The sequence below is a fragment of the Kribbella sp. NPDC023972 genome (genome assembly GCF_040639075.1).
Taxonomy (GTDB): domain Bacteria; phylum Actinomycetota; class Actinomycetes; order Propionibacteriales; family Kribbellaceae; genus Kribbella.
This window is the reverse complement of the sequence record NZ_JBEZZH010000023.1, coordinates 1-11,426: the sequence shown is the minus strand read 5'-3', so window position 1 is coordinate 11,426 and position 11,426 is coordinate 1. Positions and strand designations below refer to the sequence as shown.

Genomic DNA, 11,426 nt, shown 5'->3' with positions numbered 1-11,426 from the left:
TCTCGATGTGGTTCCATCGTGACCTTTGCTCCAGTGCGGCGAGATGCCGTGCCGAGTGCCGCGCAGTAGGCGGGGAACCGTCAGACACCGCCTAGCGCGTGCGGGCGGCGTGGGCGCGGACCTTGGCGCGGTTGCCGCAGGTCGCCATCGAGCACCAGCGCCGGCGCCCGCGCGGATCGAGGAAGAGCCAGCCGCACGACTCCCCCGGGCATCTGCGGACATGCGCCTGTGCAGGCCCGGTCAGCAGCTCGCCCGCGAGCAGCGCCAGCTGGTCGAGCGGCTGAGCCAGGTCCTCCGGCAGCTCCCACGACGCACCTTCGTCGGTGCGCACGAGCTGCCGCCGCCCGGATGCCTTCTCGATCACCCGGGCCGCGGCCTCGAAGGACCCACCAGTCGCCTGGCCGGTCAGGACGTCGTACAGGTCGGCTCTGAACTCCAGCGCCGTGTGCATCCTGCGGGCCGCCTCGGTCGGCTTGCCGCTGGCCTGCTCGATCAGACGGAACACAGTCGCCGGCGGCAACAGGCCGACGTACGAGTTCCAGATCAGGAAGGCCTCGTACGACGTCAGCCACTCGGTCCGGGCCGGGCCGCGGGTGGTCCAGTCGGACCGGGTGTTGACGAAGTCGAGCACCGGCTCCCCGCCGACCGGCTTGGGCAGCACGACACCCTGCACCAACTCGAGGTGGGACGGGAGGCCGGTCATGGGGCCTCCCGGCCTGGACTGAGGAGTGGAGGGAGCGAAGCGACTGGAGCGACGAGGGAAGGGCGGGAGTCAAAGCCCCATGACCCGCAGCGCGGTAGCGCGGCATTCAACACGGTCATGGGTCTCTTGGGTTCAGCGGTTCGGCTGGCCGGACTGGTTCGGCTGGCTCGACTGGCCGGACTGGTTCGGCTGGGTGGTCTGGGCGGTGGTCGGGACCGGGATGCTGACGTTGCCGTTCTGCGGGAGGACCATGAACTGGATTTTGCCCGACTCGATCGCCGTCTTCAGCAGGTAGCCCTGCGCCCCGAGCATCGCCACCTGCTGCTTGACCGACTGCAGCTCGACGTTGACCTGCTGGTTCTTCTGCTCCTGCGTCGCCTTGGCCAACTCGGCCCGCTGCTTGGCCTCCAGGCCGTCGATGATGCCCTTGTCCAGCGGCGTCGGCTTCTGGATGGTGAAGGACAGCTCGCCGCACGCGTTGTTCCCGGTGTACGACGGACCGCAGAAGTAGTCGCCGCCGACGGCAGCCGGCAGCAGCCGGGTGAATTCCCGGGCCGCGGTGGTCTGGAACTCGGACTTCTTCTTCTCGTTGTTGTAGAGCTCAGCCCAGCTGTAGTTGGTCGCGACGGCGGCCAGCGCCCGGTCGATCTGCGGCCGGAAATAGGACCGCAGCATCTCGTTCCAGCCACGCTCCTCGTAGGCGTCGGTCTTCAGGCCGATCCGCTCGTGGAAGGACTTCAACGTCTCCTCGGTGCGGTTCAGGGTGAAGTAGACCTGCACGCGGACACCGAGCCGGACGTTGTCCCTGCTGACCACGGTGACCTCGTCGCCGCCGTCGGTGTCCGCCCCGGAGCCCCCGATGATGTACGAGCGCTGGTCGGTCGGGTAGGCGTAGACCGTGTCCCCCGGGCCGATCAGCTTGTTCGTGGAGCCGGGCGGGATGATCGACTTGAACTTCTTGTCCTCGACCACGCCGCCGCCGTAGTGCAGGCCGATCTTGTTCGCGTCGGTGTCGGCGAAGTTGAAGATGTTGAACAGCACGACGAGCACGATCACGGCCAGAACCACGCCGCCGATCACCTTCGCCTTGACGCTGCCCCCGTTGGCCTTCACCGCCGTGGCGGCGTTCCCCAGCTTTGCCATCAGTCGTCGAGCTCCTTGCGTTCTACCAGTCGCCGTACGTCGGCGAGGGTCAGGTCGGCGGTCACCGCGACGTCCCGCGGCACCGACGGATGCGAGCTGAGCGTACGCAAGCCCTGCTCGGCAGCCGCGACCGCCCGTTCCAGCGCCCTGGCCTCGTGCAGCAACGCCCGGTTCTCGGCGTGCAACTCGGCCAGCGCCCGCTCTGCCTGGGCGGCCCGGCGGTACGACGCCCACGCGAACCAGGCGGTTCCGATCAGCAGGATGAGCATCACCGGCAGTCCGACTCTGAACATGTTCCTTATGGGATCACGTCGACGGGCTAAAACCGGTTGAACGGCGGACCTTCGGCCAGTAGGTTCGCAGTACACGCGAAGGGAGGTGGTCCAACGCATGAATTGCTATCGGACTCGTGAGGTGGCGGCGGGTTGACCGCCAACCACTAGTAAGTGGGACAGCGCTTTTGTGCTGAACCGGGGTCGGCCAATCCAACGCCAGCCACCGGGCCCGCGGGCAGTCAGGTCAGTCCGCCTGACCCAGAGTTCGGCCACCCGGTCGTGTCTCTGGAAGCGCCCGCGGGCTTTCTTGTTCCCGGCTCATTCCGGCTGTGGACAATCCAGTCCCAGTGCCTCGCCGATCTCGAAGAGCTGTGCCTCGAAGTACGCGCCGGCGTCCTCCAGCGCCCAGTGCAGCTGACCGAACACCTCCATGCAGATCAGGCCGTACAGCCTGGTCCAGTAATTCAGCGCCAGGTAGATCGCGCCGGGGGGCATCCCGTCGAAGTACTCCGACTTCCGGGTCAGCTGCGCCACCAGCACCGGGCCGAGGTCCTGCTCGGACGGATGCGGGAACGGCTTCTGGTGCCAGACCTGGGCGACCAGGGCCTTGAACACGGCCGCGAACCGCATCGCCGCCTGATGACCCGGGGTGTCCTCGTGTCCCTCGGCGTCCGGATCCGGGATCGCGGTGCCGAACAGCAACCCGAACTCGGCCGGATGGGCCAGCGCCCAGTCGCGCAGGCCGTTCGCGAGGAGGTAGAGCCGGGCACCCAGGTCCGGGTCGGCATCGTTGTCCTGCAACGCCATCAGCGCCGCGGTCAACTCGTCGTACAGATCGGCGATCAGGGCCTGCAGTAGCGCCTCGTGGCTGGGGAAGTACCGGTAGAGCGCGGGCGGAGTGAGGCCGAGCTCGCGGGCGACGGCGCGCAGGCCGACCGCGGCCACGCCGCCACTGACCAGCAGCCGCCGCGCGGTCGCCTTGATCTCGGCCAGCGTCGCGGCCCGGCGATCGCGCCGATTCGGTTCCACAGTCCTCCCTTGACAGATCCAGGCACCGGATGTCTAGAGTTAACACCGTTAACAGTTAACGCTGTTCACTGAAGCATCCGCTGCTCAAATCTACGCCTTGGGGAGAGTTTCGTGTTCGAGACGCTCGGCCGGTTCACCTATCGGCGCCGCCGCCTGGTGCTCGCCCTGACCGGAGTTTTCGTCGCCATCGGCCTCGCGTGGGGCACCGGGGTGTTCGGCTCGCTGGCCAACGGCGGCTTCGACGCACCGGACACCGAGGCGGCCAACGCGGTCGCGACGATCGAGAAGGCCGTCGGCCCGACCGGCACCGATGTCATCGTGCTGTACGACGGTGGGTCGAAGACCGTGGCCGACCCCGCCTTCCGCCAGTCCGTGGAGAGCCACCTGTCCGGCCTGCCGTCCACGGACGTGACCGGCACCCAGACGTACTGGAGCACGCGCTCGCCTGTGTTCGTCTCCAAGGACCAGCACAGCACGTACGCCGTCCTGACGCTGGCCGGCGCTGACGAGGAAGCGCGGCTCGCGAACTTCCACCGGATCGCCGATCAGCTGCGGGCCTCGCCGCCCGGGATGGACGTGAAGGTCGGTGGTGAGGTCGCGGTCTTCGACGAGGTGAACACGCAGACCGAGCACGACATCGTGCGGGCGGAGACCATCTCGACCCCGATCGTGCTGGTCCTGCTGGTGGTCGTCTTCGGCGGCCTGGTCGCGGCGAGCCTGCCGTTGTTCGTCGGCGCGCTGGCGATCCTGGGCGCGTTCGTCCTGCTCAGAGGCCTGTCCGCGGTGACGGACGTGTCGATCTTCTCGATCAACATCGTCACCATGATCGGGCTCGGGCTGGCGATCGACTACGCGCTGTTCATCGTCACCCGGTTCCGCGAGGAGCTTGCCAAGGGCAACGACGTGGAGACCGCGCTGGCGGTGACGATGTCGACGGCCGGCCGGACGGTCGCGTTCTCCGGGATCACCGTCGGGGTCGCGATCAGCAGCCTGGCGCTGTTCCCGGTGATGTTCCTGCGCTCCATGGCGTACGGCGGTGTGGCCGCGGTCGCCGTCGCGATGGTGGCGGCGTTGACCGCGCTGCCCGCGTTGCTCGCCGTACTGGGGCATCGGGTGAACAACCTGCCGATCTTCAGACGGCGCAAGTCCACCGCCACCTCCTCCGCCTCCGCCTCCGCCTCCGCCTCCGCCGAGAGTGGTGCCTGGTATCGGCTGGCGCACAGTGTGATGAAGCGGCCGGTGCGGTATGTGGTGGTGCTGATTCCGGTGCTTCTGATCCTCGGGATTCCGTTCCTGCAGGCGCAGTTGGGCGGCGTGGACCATCGCGCGCTGCCCGAGGGGGCGACTTCCCGGACGGTGACGGAGACGTTGCAGCGGGACTTCGCGGGCGCCGGTGGGTCGGACATCTTCGTGGCGGTGCGGTTCTCCTCGCCGCCGGCCGATCCGGCTGCGGCACTGGCTGGGTATGTGGACGTCTTGAGGCAGATTCCGGACGTCGACAACGTTCGGCTCGGTGGCTACTCGGACGGTGTCGCTTCGGTGGTCGCGCACACGCACTTCACCGGGCAGGAGTTGCCCGCCCGTGAGGTGGTGCACGACGTACGCGCGGTCGCGCCGCCGGCCGGGACGTCGGTCGAGGTCGGTGGTGAGACGGCCGCCGTGATCGACCTGCTCGACGTACTGGCCGAGCGGGCGCCATGGATGGCCGGGTTCATCATGCTGGTGACGTTCGTCCTGCTGTTCGTTGCCTTCGGCTCGTTCGTGCTGCCGGCCAAGGCACTGGTGATGAACGTGCTGTCGCTGTCGGCCGCGTTCGGCGCGATGGTGTGGATCTTCCAGGACGGCAACCTGTCCGGGCTGCTCGACTTCACCCCGGCCGGGTTCCTCGACGCCACCAATCCGGTGCTGCTGTTCGCCGTACTGTTCGGGTTGTCGATGGACTACGAGGTGTTCCTGCTCAGCCGGATCCGGGAGGAGTACGACCGGACCGGCGACAACACACAGGCTGTCGCGCTCGGGCTGCAGCGCACCGGCGGGATCATCACCAGCGCGGCGTTGCTGCTGATCATCGTGGTGGCCGCGTTCTCCACCTCGGGCATCGTGTTCGTGAAGATGATCGGGGTCGGCCTGGTGATCGCGATCGCGCTGGACGCGACGATCGTCCGCGCGCTGCTGGTGCCGGCCACGATGCGACTGCTCGGCCGGGTGAACTGGTGGGCGCCGGGGCCGCTGGTGCGGTGGTGGGAGCGCTTCGGCTTCCGGGAGACCTCGTCCGATCAGGGCTGGAGCCGGGAGAGCTCCCAGCCGCCTTCGGAACTGGTACGCCGATAGGCGAGGCGGTCGTGGAGCCGGCCGATCCGGCCCTGCCAGAACTCGAACGCGTGCGGGGAGACGAGGTAGCCGCCCCAGAAGTACGGCGTGGAGATCGCGGTGCCTTCCGGCCACTGGCGCTCGTACGAGGCGTACTGGAGGTCGAGTTCCTCCCGCGACTCGACCGGCTGGCTCTGTTGCGAGGCCCAGGCGCCGAGCTGTGACTCGCGCGGGCGGCTGGCGAAGTACGCGTCGACCTCCTCGGTGGGGAGCTTGCTCACGGTGCCTTCGACCCGGACCTGGCGCTCCATCGCGTGCCAGGGGAAGACGAGCGCGCAGTGCGGGTTCGCCGCGAGGTCCTGGGCTTTGCGGGACTGCTGGTTGGTGTAGAACACGAAGCCGCGGGTGTCGAGGCCTTTGAGGAGGACGGTCCGTGCGGACGGGCGGCCGTCGCCGTCGGCCGTCGCCAGCACCATCGCGTTGGGCTCGGGCAGCCCGGCTTCGGTCGCCTGTCGCAGCCAGGTGCTGAACTGGACGATCGGGTCCGGGTCCACCTGGCTCTCGAGCAGTTCGCCTAGGCCGTACACACGCCGCATCTCCGCAAGGTCCACGGTCCGAGCCTACTTAGTCAGGCTGCGCCACGATTGGCCGAGGCTGGTTCGGCGGAACGCCTTCCAGAACCGGTGGCGTGCCAGGCGCCGTACGGCGGGGTGACGGGCCATGCGCCGTACGGCCGACTGGCGGGCGGAGGGCCGTACTCCGGCTGGCTTGGGTGCTGAGGGGGCGGGCAGTGGTTTGCTCACCTTGACCTGGGTGCTTCGCGGTAGGTGGCTGTTGACCTCGTCCAGGTGCTGGTTGAAGGTCGCGCGCCAGAGCGCCTGGTTGAGAGTGGCCTCCGCGGCCGCCGAGCTGGCCCCCGCCGCGGACGCCGCCCACAACGTAGTGATTGCCTCGCGGTCGAAGCCGTCGACGTCGTCGAGGAGCCCCTGGATGAGGTCCCGGTCGGGAGCGTCGGCAAGGCAACGGATCCTCACCGGCGCTCGGCGTGGAGCCGGCCGGCTCGGCTTGAAGAATGGAACGTCACCCCACTCCGGGATCAGCCGCCGGACAAGCTCCCGGTGCAGCGCGTTGTCGACCCGCTGCGCCGGTGTGAGCGCGAACGCGGCCCGCACGAACGCCGGGATCAGCAGTGGCGACACGACCCCACTGCGCTCTCCCGTCGTACCCCAGCGACGGAGGCGTTCGACCACGTAGAAGTAGTCGAGCATGGTCGCGTTCGCGATCCCACCGTGCACGGCGTCGCGCAGGACACGCGCGATCTGGTCCGCGACGGCGGCCCGGGCGAGCGGGTTTGGACCGGCGGTGGGTGTCAACCGGGCTTGCAGACGGTTGCCGAAGGCGTGCACCTTGTCATTCAGGGGCAGCGCGTCGAGCTGGAGTACGTCGGCCGGATAGAAGTGGCCGTGGGCAACCTCCCCGCCGGCGCCACCGATCGCCAGGTGGGCGACGTTCGCGAGGGTGGCCGGTGGCGTGTGGAAGAGGTAGCTGGCCGGGCGAAGTCCTTCCGCATACCTGTGCCAGCGGAGCGCACGGTCTACCAGCGGCGGAGGCTTGACCGGCTGTGGATTCGGTTTGATCGGTTGCGGGCTGGTTGGCTTGCGGCCGGTGGTCGTGTGTTCGACCTGGAAGGGCAGCGCCTGGACGAGCGACTCGGCTACGTCCAGTTCGCCAGGCACCGCGTCGTAGCTGTTGAGCTTCAGGTCCACACCGGCCCTGAGGAACGCGGCAGCGACCACTCTGGAGTCACGGCCACCGCTGAGGTCGACCGTAGGCCTGCCGGGCCACAGGCGGGCCACTGACCTCGCGACGTCCTGCAGTGCTTCGGCGGTCTCCTCTACCGTGTCCGGACTGTCTGTCGACCAGACACTGGTGGTGTCTATACGTGTCACGGTCTGTCGGCGACGTATGCCGTCGGCAACGATGTGTGTCGCCCCCGGTACGGCGAGCACCCCGTCGTACGGCGTGCTGTCGTCCATGAACCAACCGCACGCCGCGGCAAAGCTCCAACCCCGTGGAGCGGCTGCGGCGGCCACTCCACCAAACAGCAGCGCCGCGACCGGGCGGTTGCTCCACACCCAGCCATCGGTCAGTCTCAACTGAAAGAGCCTGCCGACCCCGATGGAGTCGGTAAAGAGCTCCAGCCGTTCACTCTCGGGCTCTAGGACTGCCATCGTGAACGGTGGCGCCAATTCGAGGAAGCTGGCCGGGGTACGTCGTACTGCATGTGCCAGCCGGGCCGGAGCGTCGTACGGCGGTACGTCGCCGATGACACGCTGGTAGCCGAGTGGAGCGTGCAGACTGGCCACCCGCAGCTCGCCGGCGTCATGCCACGACGGCCAGAAGCAACTCGACTCGCCTCTGTCCCAGACATGCAGTCCGACTGCGCTGCCGTCGTACCCCTTGTGCTTGGCCTTCTGGTCCCACAGGCGCTCGTAGTACGCCTCTACGCGTGCAGTGCCCGCCGCTGCTCTCGCCGGACTGTCACTATGGAAGGTATAGGCGACCAATGTTTCCATGCAGAGCCAGATGCAGGCCCTGCGGGGAAAGTTATCGTGGCGGCTGCTGACCCGGGTGTCCGCCGGGTTGTTGGCCGTGGTCCTGTGGTTGCTGCTGGCCCGGATAACCACCTTGCTGACCCGAATGCTGCTGCTGCCCCGGGTAGCCGCCGTACTGCGATCGCTGGCCGGGGTCCGACTGCTGGCCCGGCTGCTGTTGACCCGGGTACCCACCCCACTGCTGCGGCTGCTGGCCCGCCTGTGCCGGGAAGGTCGGACGATACGCCCGGTCCTGCGCCTGCCCTTGGGCCGTCAGCAACTGATACACCTTGGCATCCGACACCCAGCGCCGTACGCCGACAATGAGCAGGATCAGCCCCAGCAGCACGAACGACCCGTCGAGCAGGGAGTACGAGAACGGCTGCCGGGTCCCGGGCACCCGGAACAGCTTGACCAGGTCAAACGACTGCCGCAGAGGCAGGAGCACAAACGCCAGACCGACCAGCGTCATGAACGCCCCGGCCCCTGTCATGACACCCGCACCGATCGCAGGCACCGCCATCAGCAGCCCCAGCACCAGAGCGATCCCCAACAACAACGCAAACCAGGGCGCACTCCGCCCAAAGTCGGGGGTCATGAACTGGGCACGCACCGTAGCGAGCCGCGTCATCGCGAGAGACGCCCCGACCATCGCGACGTACCCAAGTACGACCCCAACAACGAGTCCGAGTCCAGGAACAGGCTTAACGGGCATACCGCCGACCCTAGCCCCCCACCCGGTCAGCCACCTCCAACAACTCCCCCACCTCGCCCCAACCTCGCCCCAACCGACCTCCCCCACCGCCCGTGCCGTCACCCACCCGCACCGCAAGACCTCGCACGGCACACAGCACGCGCCCGCCGAACCACACTCCGCCGCACCGCATCAACCACACCGCAACCCGACCGCCCTGCCCTGGCAGGCCGAACCCCCTCACCCATGCAGCCCACCCGCCGTCCCCCCGGGATGACGACGTGCCGAGCTCGTCACAGATCTGTCCGGGGATCACCGGACAGAACTATGCTGCCTGGGCGCCTACCGGCGCGCCGGCCACTGGTGGGCACGTGTGGGCACGGGTGCGCTGACGACGAGGACGAGGGAGTCGCATGTCAGATCCGAGGACCGAGGTGCAGCACGGCCTGGAGGGCGTGGTCGCGTTCGACACGCAGATCGCCGAGCCGGACAAGGAAGGTTCGGCGCTGCGGTACCGCGGCGTGGACATCGAGGACCTGGTCGGCCGGGTGCCGTTCGAGAACGTCTGGGGCCTCCTGGTCGACGGCGCCTTCACCCCCGGCCTGCCGCCGGCCGAGCCGTTCCCGCTGCCGGTCCACACCGGCGACGTGCGGGTCGACGTACAGTCCGCGCTGGCGATGCTCGCACCCGCCTGGGGTCTGCGACCGCTCTACGACATCGACGACGTGCAGGCCCGTGAGGACCTCTCCCGCGCCGCGGTGATGGCACTGTCGTACGTCGCCCAGGCCGCTCGCGGCATAGGGCAACCGATGGTGCCGCAACGCGAGGTGGACAAGGCGAAGACGATCACCGAGCGGTTCATGATCCGCTGGCGCGGCGAACCCGACCCGAAGCACGTGAAGGCCGTCGACGCGTACTGGACCTCCGCAGCCGAGCACGGCATGAACGCCTCCACCTTCACCGCCCGTGTGATCGCCTCCACCGGCGCCGACGTCGCAGCAGCGCTGTCCGGTGCGGTCGGAGCGATGTCAGGCCCGCTGCACGGCGGCGCGCCCGCACGCGTCCTGACGATGATCGAAGGCGTGGAACGCAGCGGCGACGCCCGCGCGTACGTCAAGGGCCTACTCGACGCGGGCGAACGCCTGATGGGCTTCGGCCACCGCGTGTACCGAGCCGAAGACCCTCGTGCCCGCGTCCTCCGCCGTACGGCGCAAGAGCTGGCCGCACCGCGCTACGAGGTAGCCGAAGCGCTGGAGAAGGCCGCTCTCACCGAGCTCCGCGAACGCCGCCCGGACCGCGTGCTGGAGACGAACGTCGAGTTCTGGGCAGCCGTCGTGCTGGACTTCGCCGAAGTGCCCCCGCCCATGTTCACCTCCATGTTCACCTGCGCCCGCACAGCAGGCTGGAGCGCCCACGTCCTCGAACAAAAACGCACCGGCCGCCTGATCCGCCCCTCCGCCATCTACTCAGGCCCCACCGCCCGCCCCGCCACCTCCATAGAAGGCTGGAACCCCAACTGGGCCTAACCCCCACCACCCAGTTCACCCAGCCGCCCGGCCACCTGAGCGTGGGGCCAGCGACAGGTGAGGACTAGTGCGTGAGCACCGGGGTCGGATTGAGCCTGGTCCTGCTACAGCAACACGTGGGGCGTGGGCCTGGGCGTAGCAGCCTGCGGGCTAGGGGCGGGCGGTGCTGGGGGGCTTGCCGGTGCGTTGCTTGTACTGGCGGCTGAAGTACGGCACATCGGTGTAGCCGAGGGCGGACGCGACCTGGGTGACAGTCATGCCGTTCTCGGTGAGCAACTGGTGCGCGCGGTCGATCCTGGCCTGAATCAGGTACTGCGCCGGCGACATCCCCAACTGCGCGACAAAACGCCGAGTGAACTGGGCCCTGGACAATGCAGCCCGCCCAGCCATCTCCGCCACAGTCCAGTCCCGCCCAGGATCCTGCCGAATCTGCCGAGCCACCTCGTCAACAGCAGTATCAGTCGCACCGCGCCCCGGATTGTGCACAGCGTCCCAGATCAACCCAAGCAACTGCTCCAAACACAGCTCAGCCTGCCGCCTCCCCAACAGATCCCCCCGCCGATACCCGGCATCACTAGCCCGCGCCAGCACCCCCAACAACTCCCGATCCCCAACCTCCCCCCACCGCGGCTCCGACACGACCCCACCCCCACCAACCCCGCCCACCTCAACCCCGCCCACCTCAACGCTGTGCCGCCCATCTCCGCCCGACTCAACCCCGCCCACCTCAACCCCGCGACGACCACCCCCGCCCACCTCAACCCCGCTCCGACCAGGTCCGACCGACTCAACCCCAGCACCGCCAACCCCGCGCCGACCACCCCCGCCGCTGCGCCGATCACCGTCGTCCACCTCGCCGCTGCGCCGATCACCGTCGTCCACCTCGCCGCTGCGGCGACCATCTCCGCCCGACTCGACCCCCCGCCCACCAACCGCGCCCGGCTCGAGACCTCGATCCGGGCGGCGCCGAAGAACGCCACCGGCAGACTCTCCACCGGCCATCTGAACCCCGGCGCTAACACCTCCTCCCGCCTCAGCCCTGACGCGCCCGACGCCGCCCACCTCAGCCCTGCCCCGCTCCACCCCACCCACCTCAGCCCTGCCCCGCTCCACCCCACCCACCTCAGCCCTGCCCCGCTCCACCCCACCCAC

The 11,426-nt window shown here is 68.7% G+C and carries 11 protein-coding genes; 3 read left to right on the top strand and 8 right to left on the bottom strand.

Annotated elements, in window-relative coordinates:
- Window positions 1-91: 91 nt before the first annotated feature.
- The 4 genes from AB0F43_RS38110 to AB0F43_RS38095 all read right to left on the bottom strand — a co-directional run bounded on the left by AB0F43_RS38110 (window position 92) and on the right by AB0F43_RS38095 (window position 3,150).
- Window positions 92-703, bottom strand: coding sequence for a CGNR zinc finger domain-containing protein (locus AB0F43_RS38110; protein ID WP_360488829.1), 612 nt, complete (start codon window positions 701-703; stop codon window positions 92-94).
- Between the two features lie 132 nt (window positions 704-835).
- Window positions 836-1,846, bottom strand: coding sequence for an SPFH domain-containing protein (locus tag AB0F43_RS38105; RefSeq protein WP_360488826.1), 1,011 nt, complete (start codon window positions 1,844-1,846; stop codon window positions 836-838).
- Window positions 1,846-2,139 (bottom strand): hypothetical protein, encoded by a 294-nt coding sequence (locus tag AB0F43_RS38100; protein WP_360488823.1) that lies wholly within the window; start codon window positions 2,137-2,139, stop codon window positions 1,846-1,848. The genes AB0F43_RS38105 and AB0F43_RS38100 overlap by 1 nt, the downstream gene beginning before the upstream one ends.
- A gap of 300 nt (window positions 2,140-2,439) precedes the next feature.
- On the bottom strand, window positions 2,440-3,150 hold the full coding sequence (locus AB0F43_RS38095; protein WP_360488821.1) for a TetR/AcrR family transcriptional regulator: 711 nt from the start codon (window positions 3,148-3,150) through the stop codon (window positions 2,440-2,442).
- A 111-nt stretch (window positions 3,151-3,261) separates the two neighbouring features.
- On the opposite strand from AB0F43_RS38095, the gene AB0F43_RS38090 reads away from it, so the two are divergent.
- Window positions 3,262-5,481 (top strand): MMPL family transporter, encoded by a 2,220-nt coding sequence (locus AB0F43_RS38090; RefSeq protein ID WP_360488818.1) that lies wholly within the window; start codon window positions 3,262-3,264, stop codon window positions 5,479-5,481.
- Here the strand turns inward: AB0F43_RS38090 and pdxH are convergent.
- From pdxH to AB0F43_RS38075, 3 genes are read right to left on the bottom strand one after another with little or no spacing between them, the layout of a single operon-like run.
- Window positions 5,427-6,056 carry a pyridoxamine 5'-phosphate oxidase gene (gene pdxH, locus AB0F43_RS38085; protein ID WP_360488832.1) on the bottom strand — a complete coding sequence of 210 codons (630 nt, stop codon included), beginning with the start codon at window positions 6,054-6,056 and terminating at the stop codon, window positions 5,427-5,429. The genes AB0F43_RS38090 and pdxH overlap by 55 nt on opposite strands.
- Window positions 6,057-6,080: 24 nt before the next feature.
- Window positions 6,081-8,036, bottom strand: coding sequence for a hypothetical protein (locus tag AB0F43_RS38080; RefSeq protein ID WP_360488815.1), 1,956 nt, complete (start codon window positions 8,034-8,036; stop codon window positions 6,081-6,083).
- Window positions 8,037-8,067: 31 nt separating this feature from the next.
- Complete coding sequence (locus AB0F43_RS38075; RefSeq protein ID WP_360488812.1) at window positions 8,068-8,769, bottom strand: hypothetical protein; 702 nt, start codon at window positions 8,767-8,769, stop codon at window positions 8,068-8,070.
- 392 nt (window positions 8,770-9,161) lie between these two features.
- On the opposite strand from AB0F43_RS38075, the gene AB0F43_RS38070 reads away from it, so the two are divergent.
- Entirely contained in the window at window positions 9,162-10,274 is a 1,113-nt protein-coding gene (locus AB0F43_RS38070; protein ID WP_360488809.1) for a citrate synthase 2, read from the top strand.
- A 150-nt stretch (window positions 10,275-10,424) separates the two neighbouring features.
- Here AB0F43_RS38070 and AB0F43_RS38065 read toward each other — a convergent pair whose 3' ends face one another.
- A complete protein-coding gene (locus AB0F43_RS38065; RefSeq protein WP_360488806.1) occupies window positions 10,425-10,715 on the bottom strand; it encodes an AraC family transcriptional regulator in 291 nt (96 codons plus the stop codon).
- A 249-nt stretch (window positions 10,716-10,964) separates the two neighbouring features.
- Here AB0F43_RS38065 and AB0F43_RS38060 point away from each other — a divergent pair.
- Window positions 10,965-11,426: hypothetical protein (locus AB0F43_RS38060; protein WP_360488803.1), on the top strand; the 462-nt coding region annotated here is incomplete at its 3' end.

Bases quoted from the DNA above. Each gene is read 5' to 3' on its own strand.
- AB0F43_RS38080 (WP_360488815.1), bottom strand. From the start codon at position 8,036: ATGGAAACATTGGTCGCCTATACCTTCCATAGTGACAGTCCGGCGAGA.
- AB0F43_RS38100 (WP_360488823.1), bottom strand. From the start codon at position 2,139: ATGTTCAGAGTCGGACTGCCGGTGATGCTCATCCTGCTGATCGGAACC.
- pdxH (WP_360488832.1), bottom strand. From the start codon at position 6,056: ATGCGGCGTGTGTACGGCCTAGGCGAACTGCTCGAGAGCCAGGTGGAC.
- AB0F43_RS38105 (WP_360488826.1), bottom strand. From the start codon at position 1,846: ATGGCAAAGCTGGGGAACGCCGCCACGGCGGTGAAGGCCAACGGGGGC.
- AB0F43_RS38070 (WP_360488809.1), top strand. From the start codon at position 9,162: ATGTCAGATCCGAGGACCGAGGTGCAGCACGGCCTGGAGGGCGTGGTC.
- AB0F43_RS38075 (WP_360488812.1), bottom strand. From the start codon at position 8,769: ATGCCCGTTAAGCCTGTTCCTGGACTCGGACTCGTTGTTGGGGTCGTA.
- AB0F43_RS38110 (WP_360488829.1), bottom strand. From the start codon at position 703: ATGACCGGCCTCCCGTCCCACCTCGAGTTGGTGCAGGGTGTCGTGCTG.